We start from the raw sequence: 20966 nt of genomic DNA, 5'->3' as shown, positions 1-20966 counted from the left end.
CGGGCTGACACAACCGCGCTCAGACCTTCTCTTTCTTTCTGGTCTTTTCTTTCGGCTCCGCCGGCGCATCCGGTGTCGGCGCCAAAAGCTTGCGCAGTGATGCGATCTTGTCCTTCATCAGCGGCCGGAAGCGCGTCGCGCGATAGGGCATATCGGCGGCACCATAGCCCTCCGGTCCGTCATCATTGCCGCGATGGATTTCCGCAAGCTTCACGCCGATGAAGGTGCCATCGACATAATGGGTATATTCGCCGACCCAGCGGATCGTATAGATCTCGCCCTTGCGGATGAGCTGGTCGATGCTGACATGCTTGAAGGTATCATTGATGCAGACGACCTTCTGGCCGACATGGAATTCATAGCTCATGGATCAGACTTTCCAATAGCAATCCGCCTCGCCGGTCCATAGCGCGTCCGGCGGCCGGGATGAACCCTTTTCTTGGGACAGGGCCTAATTGCCGCGGCTGCAGCCGCGCCCTCGCCTAGTCGCAATAGACCTTGCCGCTCTTGCGGGAGCGCAGATCGAAATGGAAGTGGTTCCAGTGTTCCGGGTTGCTGCCCGGTCCGAGCACCGTATTGAAATAGCGGCAGCTGTCGCTGCGCACCGCCTTCAAGAGCCGGCCCTCGCGATAGGAGAACAGGCCCTTCTTACGCACGTCGATCGCGTGGCCGTTCTTCAGCACGAACTTGCCGACGTCGATGGCATTGCCGCGGGCGTGTTCCGACATCGGATTATATCTCTGCCGGCTGTTGTTCATGCGGCGGCAGGAATAGCCGCCGAGCGGCTGGATCGTCCTGATGCCGCTCCAGTAGCGGTAGCGGGCCGACGGCGCCAGCTCGTTCTTCACCCACTTGGCGAAGGCAAGCGTCACCTGGCAGTTCAGCGTCACGGCCGGCTTCACGCCGATATTGCCGGAAAGCCCCTTCAACGACACCGGATAGGGCACCTGGCAGGCTGGTCCCTGCGAGATCGGCGGCTTCTCGTCGAAAAGCACACCCATACGCTTCAGTTCGCGCCGGCAGGCGAGCTCGGAAGCCGGCATGACGCTCGGGTCGACCGGCGCTGCGGGCTGGCTCATCATCGGGTTGTTCGGCCGGAGCATCGCAACTTCTTCGCTCTCGTCCTCTTCGGGAACGCGGGTCGGTTCCAAGACAGGGCTGCCGTCATTCCAGGCGGGGGCTCGGCTCATCTCAGCCTGGGCTGCCGGCTGCGGCATTGCCCGCGGCGCCGGCCGGCGCACTGGCTGATTGATCTGAGCCGGGTTGTCGCTGCCGATGCCGTCGACGACAGGTTCGCTGGCGTTGCCCTCGGCGATCTGCTGCTGTTGTTCCTGCGCCAGCCCGACGACCGGTTCGGCCCCGAGCTCCTCGTCCATGTTGACACCGCCGGACGGGACAGCAAGGTTCTGCGTGCCGCCCCAGTTGCCGTTCGGCTGGCCTGCCGCCAGCGCCTCATCGCTGTCGATCATCGGCAGCTTTCGGCTCTGGGATTCCGGCGCCGTCAGCGTCCGCGGCGCCTGCGCCGCGTGCCCGGTGCCGGCAAGGTTCGGCGTATCGAGATAATCGACCGAGCCCTGGCTGCTGCCGACAGGCCCGCCGGAAACGGGATATGAGGCTTGAGTTTCCGCAGGCGCAAGGCGCTCCGCCCGCGCCATACGCACGGCGGGCGCCATACGCGCTGCACCGCGAGACGGTGAAATCGAACTGACCCGGGTGCCGTTGTCGACATTGGCCGGTGGCACCAGCCCGTCGCTGATCGAACAGGTGGTCAGCGCCGCCGAGAGCAGAACGGGCAGGAAGGCTCGCCGCGGAAAGGAAACAAACGCCATACTCTTATCGCTTCCATGGGCCGGCCGCAGAGTGACCGAAAAAACTCGGTCCAATTTTAATTAAAAACGGTGAATGAAAACTTACCGGCACAATCTGAAGGCGGTGGAAATGAAAAAGGCCGGTCGCCCGGCCTTTGATTTCTGCTGTTTCTCACGCTGCCCGTGTGTATCGGGTCTCGGCCCGCCGCCCCGCCTCGCGCAGGCGGAAATTCGAAAGCAGCGTCTTCAGCTGCGTGCTTTCGTCGGCGAGCGTGCGGCTGGCCGCCGTCGTCTCCTCGACCATCGCAGCGTTCTGCTGCGTCATCTGGTCCATGTGATTGACGGAGCTGTTGATCTCGTTGAGGCCCGTAGACTGCTCGCGCGCCGCCGTCGCGATCGAGGCGACATGATCGTTCACCTGGTTGACCAGTGCCTCGATCTCCAGCAGCGCGTCACCTGTCGAGCGCACCAGCGCAACCCCGCCTTCGACTTCCGCAGCCGAGCGGCTGATCAGTTCCTTGATCTCCTTGGCCGCATTGGCGGAACGCTGCGCAAGTTCGCGCACTTCCTGGGCGACGACAGCGAAGCCGCGGCCAGCCTCGCCGGCCCGCGCAGCCTCGACGCCGGCGTTCAGCGCCAGCAGATTCGTCTGGAAGGCGATCTCGTCGATGACAGAGATGATCTGGTTAATGCGGCTGGAGGATTCCTCGATCCGGCCCATCGCGGTCACGGCGTTGCGGACGATGTCGCCGGAGCGGCCGGCGCTCGCCTTGGTTTCGGCCACCATCTCGCGCGCCTCGTTCGCCCGCTCGGACGCGGTCTTGACCGTCGCGGTGATTTCGTCGAGCGCTGCCGCCGTTTCTTCGAGTGCGGCCGCCTGCTGCTCGGTGCGCTTCGACAGGTTACCGGTCGCCTCACTGATGTCGGATGCGCTGTCGTTGACTACCCGGCTTGATTCGGAAATCGCGTGAATGACGCCGTTCAGCGCATCGACGGCCGCGTTGAAATCATTCCTGAGCTTGGCGTAGTCCTCACCGATGTCGCCGATTGCAACGGTGAGGTCGCCGCTTGCAAGCTTCTCCAGGCCGACGCCGAGCGCCTGCATGGCGCGGTTTTGCCGCTCGGAAGCCGAGCGCAGGCTCGCTTCGTTGCCGCGGCGCTCGTCCTCGATCTGCCGCTGCCGCTCGTCTTCACGGCCGCGTAGCGCCCTGCGTTCGTCGACGGAGTCACGCAGCACCAGCAGCACTTTGGCCATTTGTCCCACCTCGTCGCGGCACTCGCTGCCGGCGATCTCGACGGATGCTTCCTCGGCAGCAATCGCGTTCATCGCCGTCTTCAGCCGGGCAATCGGCGCCGTTACACTGCGGACGATGGCATAGGCGATCGCAATGGTGGCGGCCGCACCAAGCAGGCAGAGCACTGCCGCCCAGATCGCATTTTGGCGATAGAGCGCCGCCAGGTCATCGGCATAGACGCCGGTGCCGACGATCCAGCCCCAGGGTTCGAAACCGGCGACATAGGAATATTTCAGCACCGGCTCATCGGCGCCCGGCTTCGGCCAGTAATAATCAACGAAGCCCTTGCCGTCCTTCTTCACCTTGTTGACGAACTCGACGAACAGGAACTTGCCGGTCGGGTCCTTCATCTGGGAGATATCGGTGCCGTTCAGTTGCGGTTTGATCGGGTGCATCACCATGGCGGGGCGCATGTCGTTGATCCAGAAATAGCCGTCGGCGCCGTAGCGCATGGCGCCGATCACGTCCTTGGCGGCCGCCTGCGCCTGCTCGCGGGTCATCGTGCCCGCCTGTTCCATCTTGTAATATTTGTCGAAGATGCCGAGCGCCGTGGCCTCCATCTTCTCCAGCCCCGCCTTCCGCTCCGCTTCCAGCTCGGAATAGGAAAAGTTCAGAAAGAAGACCATCGTCGCCGCAAGCACGGCAAGCGTGAAGCCGACGAGGCAGTAAAGACGGGTGGAAATCTTGACGTTACGCATGAGGGTTCCCGGCGATTCTTGGATATGAGACCGCTTTCATTGTGAACCACCTCAATTACTGGAGCGTAAAGTTTTATTAGAAGATAATTAAATAACGCAAGCTGAAGTGTCGGTTGTAAAATTCAACTAGCTGAAATCGATTGAGATTTCAGCTCGGTGACGGTCGCGATATTTGCACCGCCGCCTTCGCTGGCACCGAAAGGGATTGGTCGACACAACGAGTTCGCCTAACGTGGCTGCAGAATCGTAACACCCAGCCTGAGGGAACCTTCCATGACCGATGCCGCCAAGCCGAGAGGCGAACTGACGCTGCGCACGCTCGCCATGCCGGGCGATGCCAATCCGGCCGGCGATATTTTCGGCGGCTGGGTCATGGCGCAGATGGACCTTGCCTCCGGTATTCGTGCCGCCGAGCGCGCCAAGGGCCGCGTCGTCACCGCCGCCGTCAAGGAGATGGCCTTCGAACTGCCGGTCAAGATCGGCGATACGCTGTCGGTCTATACCGATATCGACCGCGTCGGGCGCACATCGATTACGCTGATCGTCGAAGCGTGGGCGCACCGCTCGCGTTATGCCAAGATGGAAAAGGTCACCGCCGCCACCTTCATCATGGTGGCGCTCGACGAAGAGGGCAAGCCCAAGCAAGTCCCCGAGGAGTGACAGGCCGGGATCGACACGATGGAAACGGTCAGCTCGCCGGAAGTCTTCCTTCATATCAAGGTGGTGATGGGCATGGTCATCAGCCTTTCGCTTGCAAGGCTGCTCACTGGCGTTGCCGGCATCGTCCAGCATCCGGCCAAGGCGAAGGTTTATCCAATTCACCTCGGCTGGGCGCTGTCGCTGTTCCTCTTCATCATCCATATCTGGTGGTGGGAATATCGCCTGCAGGCCGTGCCCGCCATCGGCTTCGGCATCTATCTCTTCCTCGTCTGCTTCTGCAGCCTGTTCTTCCTGCTCTGCGCCCTGCTCTTCCCGGCGAGCCTCGAGGAATATGGCGGCTACGAGGAATATTTCATTTCACGGCGCAAATGGTTCTTCGGCATCCTCGGCCTGATCTACGCCGTCGATATCCTCGATACGGCGATCAAAGGTCCGGAGCGTATCCTCTCGCTCGGCTGGGAATATCCCGCCCGCAATATCGTCTACATCCTGCTCTGCGCCATCGCCGCCTGGACCGCGAACCGCCGCTTCCACACCATCTTCGTCATCGCCAACCTGCTCTACCAGGTGAGCTTCATCTTCAGACTTTACGATGTGTTGGGGTGAGGAGCGATCGGGCGCGGCCCGAGCAATCGATCCAGTGAACCGATTGCAGCGACGAACGCCCTGAGCCTAAAGCGAAGGGCCGGGCAGCGGCTTGCTCCCTTGGCGAAGCACAGGCAAGAGCAGGCGGCCGCCCGACGCATCACCTCCCTCAGAGCGTCCGGCCCTGCAATTGGTTCACCGGCCGATCGATCCCGCTATGCGAAACCACCTCTCACACCTTCAAAAACTGCGACCCCCTATCAAACCCCAGCCCGGGAAATATCTTCCCCGTCAGATCATCCACGCCGACATCGAACTGCCGGTAAAGCATCGCCGCCGCCACCTCGCGCACGTCGGCGGTCGGCATCAGGTCGCGGTCGTCGAGCAGTAGCCCGTCGCCGAGCCCGGGCCAGCGGCCGAGGATACGGCCGCCGTCGATCGCGCCGCCGGCAAGTACGGCGCAGCCGCCGGTTCCGTGGTCGGTGCCGGCGGAGCCGTTCTGTCGGACGGTACGCCCGAATTCGGTCATGGCGAGTACCACCGTCTTTGACCAGATCTCCGAGCCCAGCGTCACCTTCAGCGTGTTGATCGCCTGGGCGAGATCCCCGGCCGGCCGCTTGAACTGGCCGGCCTGGCCGATATGGGTGTCCCAGCCGGTGATCGAGAAGCTGGCGATGCGGTAGTCGCCCTTCAGCATGTTGGCCGCGAGCGCCGCGACGTCGCCGATCTTTTCGCCGCGCTCGCCGTCCGGCTCGACCATCATCGCCGCGCTGTCGGCTCGCGTCGCCTCGGCAAGCGCCTGGGCGAAGGGCGGATCACCGGCATAAAGCCGCGCCAGGAACTGCATCTCGTCACGCGCCGGCGCCAGATTGGAATCCGACGCCCAGACGTCGACATTGTTCGGCCCGGAGAGGATCAGTTCCGTCGACGTGTTGACGTCGATCGCCTTGCGCGCATCCGACCGCGGGATGACGGCGAGCGCCCGGTTCAGCCAGCCAGTCTTTTCCTCGGCGACATGTTCGCCGCCAGACTCAAGCATGTCCTGCCCGTCGAAATGGCTGCGCTGGTCGCGATAGGGCGTCGACACCGCATGGACGAAGGCGAGTTCTCGGCTCTTCCAGAGCGGCATCAGGTCGGCGGCGGCGGGATTGAGGCCGAAATGCCCATCAAGATCGAGAAGTCCGCTGTCCGGCGTCAGCGCCAGGGTCGGCCTGAGCGCAGCAAAGCCGGCATCGCCGTAAGGCTGCACCAGGTCGAGTCCGTCCATTGCGCCGCGCAGGACGATGGTGACGAAACGATTATCGCCCGGCATCGCCGCAAAGGTGACCGGCGTGAAGAGGGGGGCGGCGGCAATACAGCAGGCCGATGTCAGAAAGCCGCGGCGGGAAAGCAAAATCCGGTTCATTGAGAGCCTCCTATCGGCGGTTGAATTCCGGCGATGCCAGCACCAGCGTCAAACCGCTGATCTTGTTCGGCGCCTGCGATACCACGCGGATCGTCTCGTCGCGGGCGGCATCGGCAAGCGTCGATCTCAGGAACTCGCGCGGATCCTCGTCGCGGCCGAACTGCGCCGCGGCCCGCCTTGCCCAGGCCAGGCGCTCGGCGAGCTGGCTGCCGCTGATCCAGGCGGAAAAGCCTTCCTCGAAACCGGCAGGGCTCGGCGGCAGCCAGGTCGGCTGGCCCATGCGCTTCAGCGCCCCCTGCCCCAACGCCCGCGCCGCCCGAAAGGCCTTGAGCCGCTTGTCCCTCGCCTCTCCGGCGGGGTCCGTCGTCACTGGCGCTCCCGCCATGCCGGGCGTATTGGCAGCCATATCGCCCTCATCCGTTCCCTGCTGATTGGCTGCCAGGAAGCTGCCGACGACGCCGTTGACCGGCCCCGCATTCAGCGCCCTCAGGCCGGCAACGATAAAATCGAATGGCTGACGCGCCTTGGCGCCCTCGTTTTGCCAGGCGGCCGGATGGTCGAGCATGGCGGTGTAGACGGCGGTGAGATCGCCATCTGTCTTTCTCCAAGCCGCCGCCATGTCAGAGACCATCCCCTCGTCTGGCTGGTCGGAGACGAAATGCACCGCGAGCTTGTGGCTGATATGCGCCGCCGTCTTCGGATGGACCGAGAGGTCATCGAGCATGTCGAGATAATCTTCGCGCGAGCGCCGGCGCCCGCCATAACTGACGCCGAGCACCTCATGCGTGCCGGGCTCCGAAATGGTCGGCCGAAAGGCGATATCCATCTCCTTGCGGTCGATGGTGAGGCCCGTCAGCACCATGGCCGCGGCGGTAACATCCGCCTGGGTATAGCCGCTGCCGGCCCCGAGCGTGTGCAGTTCCAGGAGTTCGCGTCCGAGATTTTCGTTCAGCCCCTTGTTGCGCTTGACGCCGCCCGCCGAATCCGGCCCGAGCGAATCCGCCTGGTCGAGGTAGATCAGCATGGCGGGATGAGCGGTGGCGCTGCGCAGGAGATTGCCGAACCTGCCCGAAATGAACGGCCGGATTGCCTCGGCCTCGTAGAGCGGCACGATAAGGCGCATCGGCAGGCTCTTGTTGGCGCTGGTGGAGAAATGATCGGTCCAGAAGGTCGAAAGCCGCTCGTAAAAGCCGTAGGGCGACAGCACCGCCTGCATCAGCCGCAGGTTTGCATCGTGCTGGAATTGTTGCTGCGCCTGGCGCTGCACAGCCTTGCGCATCTCGCGCCGCGTCGGATCGTCGGTGACCGTCTTGGCATCTTCGCGGATCTGCTTCAGCTGCGCCTGCAGGCTGAGGATCGCCCGGTGACGCATATCGGGGCCGCCGAGCGGAAAATCCGGCGTTGCCGCCGCGCCTTTGGACAATTGCCCGATCAGCTCGTCCTTGCTTTGCGGCGCCACCTCGCCCGGCCGGAAACCATAACCGAAACGGATCGCCGCCATCGTCGGGAAAGAGAGGCTCATGCCCGATCACCTCCTGATCACTTGATGGTGACAGGCTGACAGCCGATTGCGACGGGAATCTGTAGGAAATGCGGCGATATCACGACATGGACGATTTGTAATCTACTGAAAACGCTCAGGTTTCATGCGCGGAAAATGAAGGATGCTCCGATGTACTGCCGTAGGCGGCTTCAGTTTCAACCCGCCGACGGCTCTGGCATTTCATTCAGCGAGCACTTTCGAACGCGGCTCCCGCCAACGCCCCTCACGATGAGGCTCTCTCGGGCCTTTGGCGGCATCCTCCAGCTTTCCTCGTGCTGAGGTGTGCGGCCCGAGGGCGGAACTCGAAGCACGCGCCTCAACCTTGCTTTTTGCAACTTTTCGCCGCCGCAACACCCGCCTCGTCCTTCGAGGCACCTGCGGATGAGGCTCTTGAGCGCTGGCGCATGCCCTTGCGCCTCTTCATCGTAACAGACGCATCCGCCCGACCGTCTCAAGCCACCCTGCCCCGGCACGCCCACGCCACCGAAGCAAACGATCGCGGCCCATCCGGCTCGCCGGCCTCATAGGCGGCCCGAATGGCGGCGTCGACGGCCTTTTTCTTGTCCGGCTCGAGCCCCGCAACGTACCTGCCGAGCGGCCCTTCGCCGGCCGCGATCGGCTGCCAATAATCGTCGAAGGAAAGATAATCCATCCGCACCAGGAGCGAGGTTTCTTCGACATCGGAAAGGCCTTGCGCGATGAAGGTCTGTTTCATTTCCCCCGGCCGCATCATCGGCTGGAAACAATATCGGCGGCGCAGCGGCAGCGCGTCCTCGTCGAGCATGACGGCCGTATCCCACAGCATTCGCATATTCGACATACCGCCGTAATGGTCCCAGACGGCGGCGGCGACCACGCCGCCGGGGCGGACGACGCGGGCCATCTCGGCCACCGCCTTGCCGGCCTCCGGCACGAAATGCAGCATCAGCAGCGACATCGCCCTGTCGAAACAGCCGTCCTCGAAAGGCAAGGAGCAGGCATCCGCCTGTTGGATCGATATGCGTGGATCGGTATTGGCCCGTTTCGCCGCCTCGACGAAGACAGGAGAATAATCGATGGCGGCGATCTCCCGCAGGCCTGGCGTTTGCGCAAGCGTAAACGCCAGGCTGCCGGTGCCGCAGCCGACGTCGAGCACGCGATCGCCATCCGCCAGCCCGGCAAAATCGATGAGCATCGGCGCCAGCTTCCGGCTCCAGCGGCCCATCAGCCGCTCGTACCCATCCGCACTTTCGACATGAAAACTCGACGGCATGAAAGCCTCCTCCCCCAAGGACGATGGCTGATTATGAACGCGCCATCGGCGGCCGCAAGCGGATAATCGCTGTCGGTCCGCCGGACCTCCTTCTCCCGCATCCTCGGCCCTGCGCCGAGGATCTGCCACCCGTCAACCGCCGTGGAGCGCGTCAGCCGCCAGCTTTATCCAGAACGCTCCAATCAAACCCGCGTGCCCAATCGGCATAACGGTGCCAGCCGACATCAGGAAAATCGCGGCGAAGGAAGGCGATGTCGGCGTCGTAGCCGGTGCGATCGAACCATTCGTACATCCGCGCCGCATCCTCGCTCTGCTGCCGCATCGCGGCAATCGGCAATTCCTGATAGCCGATCGGGCGGCCGAGCACTTCCGATAGGATCTTCACCTGCTCCTCGCCGGACAATTCGTCGCCGGCGATGTCGAAACGCCTGCCGAACACCCGTTCGCGCCGTTCGGCCAAGGCCGCGACGAAGGCGCCGATATCGGCAAGGCAGATCTGCTGCAGCACGCGCCCGGACGGCAGGGCCGCGGCGTAGACGCCCTGGCGCAGCCCGTCGAGAGCCCAGGGCGCCACGGTGTTTTCCATGAAGGCGACGGGCGCGCTGATCGTGTAGGGAACGCCGAGCCCGGCAATATGCTGCTCGACCAGAAACTTGCTGTCGAAATGCGGAATGCCGGTCTTTCTATCGGCGTCAGCGACGGAGGAATAAATCAAGTGCCCGATACCGGCAGCCTTCGCCGCATTCGCGGCGGTGATGCCCTGGCGGGTTTCCGCATCCGTCCCCGCCTCGTAGCTATTGCCCATCAGGAACATCGTATCCACGCCGCTCGCAGCCTGCGTCACCGACCCGGCATCGTCGAGATCACCGGCGACGACTTCGACTCCCGCCGCGGCCAGGCGGCTGGCGCTGTCGCTCTCCGGATTCCGGCAGATCGCCCTGACGCGGTGGCCCCGCGCCAGCAATGCGCGTGCGACCGCGCCGCCCTGCTGTCCGGTCGCGCCCGTTACCAGTACACTTCTTTCCTTGCTCATGTCTCTGCTCCTTGTGGTTGGCGATGAGCCAGAGGTAAGGCTTGCCGCATTGAACCATAATAGCCTAAGAATGAGAAACATCGTGCCACTGGTGAATACAATGCTCGATCTCAACGATATCGTCGTCTTCGCCCGCGTGGTCGAGGCCGGCAGCTTCACCGCCGCCGCCCGCCTGCTTGCCATGCCAAAGACGACGGTCAGCCGTCGTATCGCCGCGCTCGAGCGCGAGTTCGGTGTACGGCTCCTGCAGCGGACCACCCGCAGCCTCAGGCTGACGGATGCGGGACGCCTCTATTACGAGGAGAGCAGTGAGGCGCTTCGCACCCTCGAGCAGGCGAACCTTCGGCTGGCCGAGGCGCGGACCGAGCCCGCCGGCACGATCCGGATCTCCGCGTCCGTCGGCTTCAGCGGTCATTTCCTCTCCGCCACCATGTTCGATTTCCTGGCGACTTACCCGAAAACCAGGGTGGAGTTGCACCTGTCCGACGACCGGCTCAACCTCATCGAGAACGGCATCGACCTCGCCTTCCGCACCGGCATTATGGAGGATTCGACGCTGATCGCCCGCAAGCTCGGCTCGACCTACCGGATTCTCTGTGCCAGCCCCGACTATCTCGCGCGCTGCGGCGCACCGGATCGGCCGGCGGACCTCGCCAGCCACGATTGCGTCATCGCCGGTCCGTCGGCGGCCAATGCGCACTGGGTGCTGGAGGGCGCGAACATTCGGGAAACCGTAGCGGTATCGGGACGCTTCGCCGCCAACGAGATGCAGGCGGTCATGGCCGCCGCGATCGCCGGCTACGGCATCGCGCAACTGCCGCACGGCGCCGCCGCAGCCTGTATTGCCGACGGCCGTTTGCAACGCGTCCTCGACGGCTACACGACCCCAGCCGGCGGCCTGCATGTCGTCTATCCCAGCAGTCAGCACCTGTCGCCGCTGGTCAAGGCATTCGTCCAATTGGCAATCGATCGGCTCAACGTCGGCTATGGCGCATTGAATGCGCCGGCGATCATATCGCAATAAGCCCTGGCCTCGGTGAAAATGCTGCCTGTTTTACCGCCAGAGGAAATCCGGCCCGGTCGTCTGCGAGGTCAGCTTGAGCGTTCCGTCCGGCTGAACGACATAGGTCTCGAAGACGCGGTAGCCGAAGGCGCCGAGAAAAGTGTGCTGGACCACCGTTCCCGGACGATAAGGTGAACGCACTAGTTTTCCGCCATAGGTGAGACTATCCGGAAGAGGCTGCGGTCCGCCGGCGGTGCTGGCGCACGCGGTAAGGGCGAAGAAAACGACAAAGAGCGCGTGCTTCATCCTGGCCTCCCGGTGATAATGGTAACGGAAGAATACAACTTTGCTCACTCAGAAAACAGCGTTTCTGCCTTCGTAGTCTCTGCGCAACGCCTGCGCCCTCGCCAGTGCGCCGGTGATCCTCTCGTCGGTGAAAGGTTTGGCGATCACATCGAGCGCGCCCTCAATGCCGTTTCCGACGCTTTCCGGACTGCCGGTCACGAAGATAACGTCGACGCCGTAGCGGTCGATCAGCCGGCGTGCGAGCTGCGCGCCGCTGACCCCGTCGGCGAGACTGAGATCGACGAGTGCGAGATCGCTTTTCGGAGCATAAGCGAGAGCCTGCTCAATGGTCGAAACCGGCCCGACCGTCTGGTGCCCGGCATCCTGCGCGATACGTTCGAGTTCCAGGGCAATAAAACCCTCGTCTTCAACGATCATGACTTTCATGGATCATCCTCCTCCCATGGCAGGCTCGCCGGTAGATACATCCCCGGTCACCGTCCTAACGCAACTCCCGCTCGAAAGTTTCCGCAGCGAAGGATGGGCGTGCGGAAAATGGTAAGCAATCCCGTAAGGCCATCGCGAGCTACCGCTCGGTGCTGCCGTTGCGCCGGATCTTCCGCTGCAGGAGCAGGATGCCGTAGAGCAACGCTTCGGCCGTCGGCGGGCAGCCGGGAACATAGATGTCGACCGGCACCACCCGGTCGCAGCCGCGCACGACGGAGTAGGAATAATGGTAATAGCCGCCGCCATTGGCGCAGGAGCCCATGGAGATGACATAGCGCGGTTCCGGCATCTGGTCATAAACCTTGCGCAGCGCCGGCGCCATCTTGTTGCACAGCGTACCTGCCACGATCATCAGGTCCGACTGCCTTGGGCTTGCGCGCGGGGCGACGCCGAAGCGCTCGATATCGTAGCGCGGCATGGACATCTGCATCATCTCGATGGCGCCGCAGGCAAGACCGAAGGTCATCCACATCAGTGAGCCGGTGCGCGCCCAGGTGATGAGTTCGTCGGTGCTGGTAACGAGAAAACCCTTGTCGGCAAGCTCGGCATTGATCTTTCCCATCATCGGGTCGCCCTGCCGCTGTTCACCGGGAAACCGGAAATTGCCTGGAGTCGGGTGCGGTTGCGTAAAGGGCGGCACCGTCTTCTCCTCTGAGCCGACCTCCAGCGAAGCGGAGACGCCAAAGTTTCTGCCGCATCCGCCCCGGTACAATAGCGAACATTTGCTTCCTATGTTTTTCGGAAGTCCGACGCCGGCACCGGCAGCCGGGATCACTGATCCTTATCGAGGAACCCGCGGATCGCGGCGTCGTTGCGGCATCGCGAGAGCGGCAATTGCCGCACGGAGTGAATACGGGTGATCCCCTCCTCACCGTCCGTGTCAACATCCATGCAGGCGCAGGCATAACCATGCGCGGCATAGGTGTAGACAAATTCGCCGGCCGTCAGGTCGGGGATCTTGTCCATTCCCTCGGCCGCCTTGTAGCCGCTGCCATTGTCCATGATGGTCCAGCCGCCGCCGGCGTCCATGAGCAACCATTTGGCCATCGAGGGATTGTCCAGCCAGCCGCAGCGGCGTTCGGCATGCGCCGCGGCGGGCGCGAGAAGCACCATTAGAACAAGCGCATGCAATCTGGTCATCGGCCCCTCCAAGTCACCTCCCACTATGCATGGTCGGTGCCCGGCAAGGCAACTGGGGTTTTCCAATTGGCCTGGGACGACCTCCATCGGTGTCATCCACCCGCCCTTGCCCTTCGAGGCTCCGGCCTATGATTTCGCCTTTGCTGCTTCCTCCCTGAACGCCGCCTCGCCGGCATCTGACACTTCAACCCATTTCTTGTCTGGCTCGGCGTCGGCAACGTAACTGTCGTGCCAGTTCCACCATTTGTAGGTCGGGGTCTGTGGATAGCCCGCAGGCGAATCCTCCCAGACTTCCTGGCGCCCGAGCGGCGTGATGTCGAGATAATTCCAGGTGCCGCCCATCTGCTCGTCGCCGCGATTGTTGACGAAATAGGTGCGGAAGATGCGCTCGCCGTCACGGTAGAAGACATTGGTGCCGTGCCACTCGTCGACGCCGAAATCCTTGTCGAAGTCGTCGGTGATCGTCACCCACGGCACCGTCCAGCCCATCCGTTCCTTCAGGCGCTCTATGTCGGCCTGCGGCGCGCGCGAGGCGAAGACCAGCGTCGTGTCGCGGGCGTTGAGATGAGCGACATGGGCGACCTGATCGGCCACCATCGAGCAGCCGCGGCAGGCATGCTCGGGCCAGCCGAAGACGCCGGGCTCGTAAAAGGCGCGGTAGACGATGAGCTGGTGCCGGCCCTCGAACAGGTCAAGCAGGCTGATCCTGCCCCGCGGTCCTTCGAAAGCATATTGCTTTTCGACGGCCATCCACGGCATGCGCCGCCGCTCGGCGGCAAGCGCGTCACGGGCACGCGTATGCGCCTTTTCCTTCACGAGAAGCAGCCTGTGAGCCGCCTCCCAGTCCTCCTGCGACACGACGGGCGGCCTCCGCATGGCCTGTCCGCCCTTTCCATTCTGAACTGTTGCAGTCATCGCTTCAATCTCCTCTTTGGGGCGAGTTCCCGCGCCTCCTGTCCGAGAGCCGGTGCATCGCGATTGGTCGCAGATAGTTTCGCATCGGGCATCGAACAGTGGGAGTAACAACTGTGTCTGTTATCCCACGGCCAACGCAGTTGGTCCGTAGGCCAACGCAATGGCTCCGCCCGCGGCCGACGATACCTCCTCAACCAACACAACAGTTGCCAAAACCCACATGTTGACGGAAGCTTCACCAAGGCCATTGGATCACGTGACATGACGACAGAAACCACCTTCACGGAGCAGGCACGGCATGGCAGCGCCAGGCTCTGCCGGGGCTGCTGGGATCAGATGCATATGCCGATCCCGATCGGCGGCCCGCTCGCGCTTCCCTTTCGCGCCTTCGGCATTACCCGCAGCAAGATGAATCCCGATATCTGCACGATTTGCGAGCGCTCCTTCCAATATGTGAAGAAGCAGCGCCAGATCACCGTCGACGCCACCATCCTGTTTGCCGATATCAGGGGCTTTACCGATCTTTCCGAGCGTATAGAGGCAGTGCGCTTGAGCGAAATCGTCAGCCTGTTCCAGGATCGCTGCGCCCAGGCGATCTGGGCGCATGACGGCATCGTCAACAAGCAAATGGGCGACGGCCTGATGGCGATCTTCAATTTCCCGATTATCCGCAAGGATCACGCCAGCGCCGCGATCAGCGCCGCCCAGGAGATCCAGCGCAACTGCGCCGCGGCGTTGAGCGGGCTGGCACTCAACGCCCTGTCCGGCCGCACCTTGGGCGTCGGCGTCGGCATCCATTCCGGCGAGGTCCAGATCGGCGAATTCTCGAGCTTCCGCAGCGATTTCACTGCGATCGGCGGCGTTGTCAACCAGGCCGCAAGGCTCGAATCCCAAGCGGCAGCCGGCGAGATCCTGATCTCGGCCGAAACGGCCGCGAAGGCTCCCGAATTCGCGGCAGACGCCGAAACGCGCATGCTGGCGCTGAAGGGCATCGAGCAGCCCGTGCAGGCACGCGTTCTGGTCAAGCGTTGAGCGACGGCGATTGCGGTCTTCTCAAAGCATCATCCCGCCGCCAACATGGGAGCTGCAGCCGGATCTCGTCGCCGGTCAAGTTTCTTCCGTCGATCGCCATGGCCGCCCGACGCCTTCACGACACATCAACCGAAGCGGGTGGTGGCAGCTTCTTGGACTATTAGTTCCCATTGGATCGGCTGTCGCGCTCGTATGGTACTGCAGGGCGTCGACAGCAGATGCTTCCAGGGAGGCCGTCTTCGCTTGAGCAAGGTGTGAGGATGGCCCTCGCGGGTTAGGTGTTGCCTTCGTGGCACGGCCTATCCGCTGAGCGCATTGCGGGATGCGCAGTCCGCTTCCAAGTATCACCGACCGTAAACCGGTGCCTGCCTTCTTAGTGGTCCTGACGAACCACTATCAGCCGGGCAGCTTGCAGCCCTTGCTCATGCCGGCGGACTGTATAGCCGAGACCTTGCCTTTGGATGCTGCAATTTCGCCTTCCTTGTCTCCGCCAGCGACACTGCCGATCGGAACGCCGACGAGGAAGACACCGAAAGCATCGCCATTCGCCGCGCTGATCTGCTGCTTCGACAGGTCGTCGAGCTTCGCCTTCTCTTTCCTCAATTCCGCGGCGAGCGCCCCGCAACTGAGGTTCGTATAGGCCGCCATCGGAATATCGACCTGAACGATGGCGTCAGGACGCTTGGCGCAGCCGGCCAGCGCCGCGGCAGCCGCGAATGCAATGAAAATTTTTCTCATGAAGAATCCCCAATTCCCGCATCAGCTGTAACATTGCTGCGCGCATCGCGGGAGGGGACACCCCCTTCAACCACAGAACTTTTATTTGTCAGGCATGCATTCAGTTGCCGCACGATGGGCTGCCGCGCGCCCTGTGCGTTGAAAAGGGACGGCCGCCGCCGCACGGCCGTTAGCGTGCGGCTCGCGCCTGGAGCTCATCTCCTACCCGCCCCTCGACCATTCGATGGGTTCGACACGTTCGACGACCTTCCTCGATGGGCGCTGGCGTAAGGGATCTCTGGTTCCGAGGATTCCGGAAGGGACCGGCGAGGCTGGCAGATGCCCCGGCTCCTCCTCAGTACTTCATTTTCCGCAGTTCCGGAAAATCATAGTACCGCAGCCGCCTATCGTGGCAACGAAGTTCGTTTTTTTTCACGCCCACGATCATGTTATGTTTTAAAGTAAACCCGATGTAAGACCAGTCTGGATTGCTACGCTCCGTGGTCCGCGTACAGTAGGCGTAGGTCTGCTCTTGAGGTTTTAGCGGAACGACGCTGGAAATCTCAGCCCGCAGAAAGTTTCCCGGTTCTATGACGCCGCGGAGAGCGTCAACATTCTCGTGTCGAACGGCACTGGAGGGTGGACGCTGCGAGTCCGCAACGGATTGAGGCAGAGCGGTTTGGCAGCCGGTCAGCGCCAGCAGAGCCGCGCTCGCAAGTATTCTCATTTTCATTTGAATTCTCTGTATCAAAGTTGATGGGGTCATGGCTGCAGACGGCAATGACCCGTCCGAAGCCCTTTGCCCTCTGTCAGGTCTTCATGCCGGTCAGCTCAGGAAACGGGTAGTAGTGAAGCCGCTTATCCTTGCAACGATAGTCATTCGCGGTTGCGCCGAGGATTTGGCCATCCGTGAAGGAGACGCCGAGGTAGGCCCAGTCGCCCCAGCTGCGCTTGGGCACGACCCGCACACAGTAGGCATAGATCTTTTTCTCGGGCTCAAGCAGCACCACACTGGAAATCCGCGCCCAAACCACTTCGCCCGCTTCGTGTCTATAACTCCTCTTGAATACAATATTGATGAAGTTCTGCCGGACGTCACTGGAGGGAGCACGTTGGGAATCCGCAACGGATTGCGATACGGGGGCGTTGCAGCCGGCCAACATCAGCAGGGCAGCGCAAGCAAGGACTTTTATTCTCATTCAGGTGAATCTCCAAAGAATCGGATCGTGATAAACCCTGCGTATTCCTACAAACATCGCGGGAATAATATTTGCAATACACAAAAAAACAGTATTTGACGCTGCGCATTGATCGCGCTCCGTGTAAATTTGATTGCGTCGCTCTATTTATACAGGTGGGTTTGAAACGGAACTCGTGGTCCCATTCCCATCGTCATCATTGATCGCCACGCCAGCCTCCAGCGCCGCAAGGATAAAAGCCTGCCGCACCGTTTCCGCCGGCATGCGGCCCGCAAGCCAGGCGCGGCAGAAATCGATCGCCCTCTGCTGATGGACGCCGCCATTGACGGGCCAGTCGGAGACGAGTGCGTAAAGCGCATCCTGCGGTGAGCGGAGAACCAGCCGTTCGCCGGTATCAAGTTCGATCGAGATCGGTTTTTTCCAGAAGGCGGAATGGTCGCTAATGGCAGTCGCACCTGCAGCTGAATTGACAGGGAACTAACTGCCGAGGGCCGATACCGGTTCCAGTGCGGGCGAGAGGATGGCAACGGTGCCCCGCCCAAGAGAGCCCATCCTACGGCGCCCCTCCGGGGCCTCGAAGGACGAGGCGGGTGCTCCCGCGGTCAGCCACAAGCCGGGGGATTGTTGAGCCAATCCGAACGATTCATTCGTTTCCCTTTTGTACTCTTTGCCTCTTCCCTTTCGCGCTGACTCTCTCCATATTCGCGCCATGGCCAAATCTCCGAAGAAATCCCCCGCCCCGAATGGCTTCGAGGAAGCCCCGCAGTCGTCCTTCGAGGGAGCCCCTCTCTCCGGCTCCGTCGCCGATTGGGTGAAACAGCTGGAGGCGGACGCCGAAGCGTCCGGCGTCGAAAGCCAGCGCGAAATCGCCTCGAAAGCCGGCAAGCACCGCAAGAAGGTGGAGAATGAGGCGCGCAAGCATTCGGAAGCCGTCAGCGTCAACAAGAACGCGACGGTGAGCAAGACTGCGCGCGGCGTCTCGATCGGTGGTTCCTCCGATCCGAAGACCCGCGCTGCCGCCGGCCTGAACCCGGTGGCGGGTCTCGACATTTCGCTCGAGGATGCCGGCAGCATCTCGCCTGGCGGCGTCACCGCCACTGTCGAGGCGCTGTCTAAGCTGATCGAGAGCGGCAATCCGCTGCACAAGAACGGCAAGATCTGGACGCCGCACCGCCCTGCCCGCCCGGACAAATCCGAGGGCGGCATCACCATCCGCATGGACTCCGAATACAAGCCGGCCGGCGACCAGCCGACGGCAATCCGCGATCTCGTCGAAGGCCTGCAGAGCGGCGAGCGTAGCCAGGTGCTGCTCGGCGTCACCGGCTCGGGCAAGACCTTCACCATGGCCAAGGTGATCGAGGAGACACAGCGCCCGGCTGTCATCCTGGCGCCGAACAAGACGCTGGCCGCCCAGCTCTATTCCGAGTTCAAGAACTTCTTCCCCGACAATGCGGTGGAATATTTCGTTTCCTACTACGATTATTACCAGCCGGAAGCCTATGTGCCGCGCTCCGACACCTATATCGAGAAGGAAAGCTCGATCAACGAGCAGATCGATCGCATGCGCCACTCGGCGACGCGCTCGCTGCTCGAACGCGACGACTGCATCATTGTCGCCTCGGTCTCCTGCATTTATGGTATTGGTTCGGTCGAGACCTATACCGCGATGACCTTCCAGATGAATGTCGGCGATCGGCTGGACCAGCGCCAGCTGCTGGCCGATCTCGTCGCCCAGCAATACAAGCGTCGCGACATGGATTTCACCCGCGGCAGTTTTCGCGTGCGCGGTGACACCATTGAGATCTTCCCCGCCCACTTGGAAGACGCGGCCTGGCGCATAAGCATGTTCGGCGACGAGATCGACGCCATCACCGAGTTCGACCCGCTGACCGGCCAGAAGACCGGCGACCTGAAATCGGTGAAGATCTACGCCAATTCGCACTATGTCACGCCGCGCCCGACGCTGAACGGCGCCATCAAGGCGATAAAGGAGGAACTGCGGCTGCGCCTCGCCGAGCTTGAAAAGGCCGGCCGCCTGCTGGAGGCCCAGCGCCTGGAGCAGCGCACCCGCTACGATATCGAGATGCTGGAAGCCACCGGCTCCTGCCAGGGCATCGAGAACTATTCGCGCTACCTCACCGGTCGCGATCCCGGCGATCCACCGCCGACGCTGTTCGAATACATCCCCGACAATGCCATCGTCTTCATCGACGAAAGCCATGTCACCGTGCCGCAGATCGGCGGCATGTATCGCGGCGACTTCCGCCGCAAGGCGACGCTGGCCGAATACGGCTTCCGCCTGCCTTCCTGCATGGACAACCGGCCGCTGCGCTTCGAGGAATGGGACGCCATGCGCCCCGACACGATCGCCGTTTCGGCCACCCCCGGCGCCTGGGAGATGGAACAGTCCGGCGGCGTCTTCGCCGAACAGGTCATCCGCCCCACAGGCCTGATCGATCCGCCGGTCGAGGTCCGCTCGGCGCGCACCCAGGTCGACGACGTGCTCGGCGAAATTCGCGAGACCGCGGCCAAGGGCTACCGCACGCTCTGCACCGTGCTGACCAAGCGCATGGCCGAGGACCTGACCGAATATCTGCACGAGCAGGGCGTGCGCGTGCGCTACATGCACTCCGACATCGACACGCTGGAGCGTATCGAGATCATCCGCGATCTCCGCCTCGGCGCTTTCGACGTGCTGGTCGGCATCAACCTTTTGCGCGAAGGCCTCGACATCCCCGAATGCGGCTTCGTCGCCATCCTCGACGCCGACAAGGAAGGCTTCCTGCGCTCCGAGACCTCGCTGATTCAGACCATTGGTCGTGCGGCGCGTAACGTCGACGGCAAGGTCATCCTCTATGCCGACAACGTCACCGGCTCCATGCAGCGCGCCATGGATGAAACCGCCCGCCGCCGCGAAAAGCAGATGGCCTATAACCTCGAAAACGGCATCACGCCGGAATCGGTCAAGGCGAAGATCTCCGACATCCTCGACAGCGTCTACGAACGCGACCATGTCCGCGCCGACATCTCGGGCGTCTCGGGCAAGGGCTTCGCCGACGGCGGCAACCTCGTCGGCAACAACCTCCAGGCCCATCTCAACGCGCTCGAAAAGAGCATGCGCGACGCCGCCGCCGACCTCGACTTCGAAAAAGCCGCCCGCCTCCGCGACGAAATCAAACGCCTCAAGGCCGTGGAACTCGCCGCGATGGACGACCCGATGGCGAGGGAAGAAGCCCGCAACCAGGAAGGCGGCAAAAGGAACGGAAAAGCCAACCGCGAGTCCCTTCTCCCCACCGGGGAGAAGGTGCCCGGCAGGACGGATGAGGGGGCCACACCCTCCTACTTCTCCAAACCCACGCTCGACGACATGGGCCCCGGCACCGACACGGCCACCCCGCTGTTCCGCAAGCCCGACCTCGACGAAATGGGCCGCCACGTCGCCACCCCCGCCGGCGATGGCAAGAGCCTCTTCCGCCGCAACACCCTCGACGAAATGACCGTCGGCCGCACGGAAAAACCGGTGACCGGCCATGTGCCTGACAAGCCCGACGTCGCCAAGGGCACGAAGCGGTTTTCACCGTTGCCGGAAGGTCAGCCGGAACGCGACGACAGTGTCAGGCCGGTAGTGCGCGGCCGGGTCGGCGCTGGGAGCTATGAGGAGCCAGGCGAGCAGAAGCGCAAGGGGCGCACGAAGGGGAAGACTGGGCGGCCAGGGCGGTAATGAATCCGACTCTTTTGGTGCAGTAAAGTACCGAGCCGGTCTCGAGCCCGCAAAACAAAGCCTTGCCTGAATGAGCATCGGCCTACAGCAATGGAATGATACGGAAAAATTCTCATCCTTATCGCGACGAATTTTTTTAACGGGGAACTTTCCCCCGGCGCTCCAAAT

21 protein-coding genes and 1 pseudogene are annotated in these 20966 nt (G+C 62.6%); 6 read left to right on the top strand and 16 right to left on the bottom strand.

Annotated features, from left to right (window positions below; genetic code table 11):
- Positions 1-19: 19 nt before the first annotated feature.
- From J7U39_RS06105 to J7U39_RS06095, 3 genes are all read right to left on the bottom strand, one after another.
- Complete coding sequence (locus J7U39_RS06105) at positions 20-367, bottom strand: CAP-Gly domain protein (protein ID WP_210630935.1); 348 nt, start codon at positions 365-367, stop codon at positions 20-22.
- Between the two features lie 115 nt (positions 368-482).
- On the bottom strand, positions 483-1829 hold the full coding sequence (locus tag J7U39_RS06100; protein WP_210630934.1) for an extensin family protein: 1347 nt from the start codon (positions 1827-1829) through the stop codon (positions 483-485).
- 151 nt (positions 1830-1980) lie between these two features.
- On the bottom strand, positions 1981-3801 hold the full coding sequence (locus J7U39_RS06095) for a methyl-accepting chemotaxis protein (protein WP_210630933.1): 1821 nt from the start codon (positions 3799-3801) through the stop codon (positions 1981-1983).
- 273 nt (positions 3802-4074) lie between these two features.
- On the opposite strand from J7U39_RS06095, the gene J7U39_RS06090 reads away from it, so the two are divergent.
- Both J7U39_RS06090 and J7U39_RS06085 read left to right on the top strand, forming a co-directional pair.
- On the top strand, positions 4075-4461 hold the full coding sequence (locus J7U39_RS06090) for an acyl-CoA thioesterase (RefSeq protein WP_064803309.1): 387 nt from the start codon (positions 4075-4077) through the stop codon (positions 4459-4461).
- Between the two features lie 18 nt (positions 4462-4479).
- Positions 4480-5067, top strand: a complete 588-nt coding sequence (locus tag J7U39_RS06085) for a hypothetical protein (protein WP_210630932.1) — start codon at positions 4480-4482, stop codon at positions 5065-5067.
- Positions 5068-5278: 211 nt separating this feature from the next.
- Here J7U39_RS06085 and J7U39_RS06080 read toward each other — a convergent pair whose 3' ends face one another.
- From J7U39_RS06080 to J7U39_RS06065, 4 genes are all read right to left on the bottom strand, one after another.
- Entirely contained in the window at positions 5279-6451 is a 1173-nt protein-coding gene (locus J7U39_RS06080) for a DUF1501 domain-containing protein (RefSeq protein ID WP_210630931.1), read from the bottom strand.
- A gap of 10 nt (positions 6452-6461) precedes the next feature.
- On the bottom strand, positions 6462-7973 hold the full coding sequence (locus J7U39_RS06075; RefSeq protein WP_210630930.1) for a DUF1800 domain-containing protein: 1512 nt from the start codon (positions 7971-7973) through the stop codon (positions 6462-6464).
- A gap of 472 nt (positions 7974-8445) precedes the next feature.
- Positions 8446-9246 carry a class I SAM-dependent methyltransferase gene (locus J7U39_RS06070; protein ID WP_210630929.1) on the bottom strand — a complete coding sequence of 267 codons (801 nt, stop codon included), beginning with the start codon at positions 9244-9246 and terminating at the stop codon, positions 8446-8448.
- 151 nt (positions 9247-9397) lie between these two features.
- Positions 9398-10279 carry an NmrA/HSCARG family protein gene (locus J7U39_RS06065; protein WP_210630928.1) on the bottom strand — a complete coding sequence of 294 codons (882 nt, stop codon included), beginning with the start codon at positions 10277-10279 and terminating at the stop codon, positions 9398-9400.
- Between the two features lie 100 nt (positions 10280-10379).
- On the opposite strand from J7U39_RS06065, the gene J7U39_RS06060 reads away from it, so the two are divergent.
- Positions 10380-11303 carry a LysR family transcriptional regulator gene (locus J7U39_RS06060; RefSeq protein WP_210631609.1) on the top strand — a complete coding sequence of 308 codons (924 nt, stop codon included), beginning with the start codon at positions 10380-10382 and terminating at the stop codon, positions 11301-11303.
- Between the two features lie 30 nt (positions 11304-11333).
- On the opposite strand, the gene J7U39_RS06055 is transcribed toward J7U39_RS06060, so the two are convergent.
- The 5 genes from J7U39_RS06055 to J7U39_RS06035 form a co-directional block, all read right to left on the bottom strand.
- Positions 11334-11588, bottom strand: coding sequence for a hypothetical protein (locus J7U39_RS06055; protein WP_210630927.1), 255 nt, complete (start codon positions 11586-11588; stop codon positions 11334-11336).
- A gap of 48 nt (positions 11589-11636) precedes the next feature.
- Positions 11637-12014 carry a response regulator gene (locus J7U39_RS06050; protein WP_210630926.1) on the bottom strand — a complete coding sequence of 126 codons (378 nt, stop codon included), beginning with the start codon at positions 12012-12014 and terminating at the stop codon, positions 11637-11639.
- Between the two features lie 139 nt (positions 12015-12153).
- On the bottom strand, positions 12154-12714 hold the full coding sequence (locus J7U39_RS06045) for an NADH-quinone oxidoreductase subunit B (RefSeq protein ID WP_282615039.1): 561 nt from the start codon (positions 12712-12714) through the stop codon (positions 12154-12156).
- A 131-nt stretch (positions 12715-12845) separates the two neighbouring features.
- Positions 12846-13214, bottom strand: coding sequence for a DUF4087 domain-containing protein (locus J7U39_RS06040; protein ID WP_210630925.1), 369 nt, complete (start codon positions 13212-13214; stop codon positions 12846-12848).
- 126 nt (positions 13215-13340) lie between these two features.
- Positions 13341-14129 carry a DUF899 domain-containing protein gene (locus J7U39_RS06035; RefSeq protein WP_210630924.1) on the bottom strand — a complete coding sequence of 263 codons (789 nt, stop codon included), beginning with the start codon at positions 14127-14129 and terminating at the stop codon, positions 13341-13343.
- Positions 14130-14390: 261 nt separating this feature from the next.
- Between J7U39_RS06035 and J7U39_RS06030 the strand changes: the two genes are divergently transcribed.
- Entirely contained in the window at positions 14391-15161 is a 771-nt protein-coding gene (locus J7U39_RS06030; protein ID WP_210630923.1) for an adenylate/guanylate cyclase domain-containing protein, read from the top strand.
- An 80-nt stretch (positions 15162-15241) separates the two neighbouring features.
- Positions 15242-15408, top strand: a pseudogene (locus J7U39_RS31710) (DUF805 domain-containing protein); the annotation flags it as partial.
- A 149-nt stretch (positions 15409-15557) separates the two neighbouring features.
- Here the strand turns inward: J7U39_RS31710 and J7U39_RS06025 are convergent.
- From J7U39_RS06025 to J7U39_RS06015, 4 genes are all read right to left on the bottom strand, one after another.
- Positions 15558-15899 (bottom strand): lipoprotein, encoded by a 342-nt coding sequence (locus J7U39_RS06025; RefSeq protein WP_210630922.1) that lies wholly within the window; start codon positions 15897-15899, stop codon positions 15558-15560.
- 334 nt (positions 15900-16233) lie between these two features.
- Entirely contained in the window at positions 16234-16611 is a 378-nt protein-coding gene (locus tag J7U39_RS31705; protein WP_221153503.1) for a hypothetical protein, read from the bottom strand.
- Positions 16612-16687: 76 nt separating this feature from the next.
- Positions 16688-17077, bottom strand: coding sequence for a hypothetical protein (locus tag J7U39_RS06020; protein WP_210630921.1), 390 nt, complete (start codon positions 17075-17077; stop codon positions 16688-16690).
- Between the two features lie 147 nt (positions 17078-17224).
- Positions 17225-17458, bottom strand: a complete 234-nt coding sequence (locus J7U39_RS06015) for a DUF982 domain-containing protein (RefSeq protein ID WP_246717823.1) — start codon at positions 17456-17458, stop codon at positions 17225-17227.
- 328 nt (positions 17459-17786) lie between these two features.
- Between J7U39_RS06015 and uvrB the strand changes: the two genes are divergently transcribed.
- Positions 17787-20798 (top strand): excinuclease ABC subunit UvrB, encoded by a 3012-nt coding sequence (gene uvrB, locus J7U39_RS06010; protein WP_210630920.1) that lies wholly within the window; start codon positions 17787-17789, stop codon positions 20796-20798.
- Positions 20799-20966 lie beyond the last annotated feature (168 nt).

This window comes from Rhizobium sp. NLR16a, assembly GCF_017948245.1.
Classification (GTDB): domain Bacteria; phylum Pseudomonadota; class Alphaproteobacteria; order Rhizobiales; family Rhizobiaceae; genus Rhizobium.
Note: the sequence above shows the minus strand (reverse complement) of the source record. Positions and strands in the feature narration are given on the sequence as shown.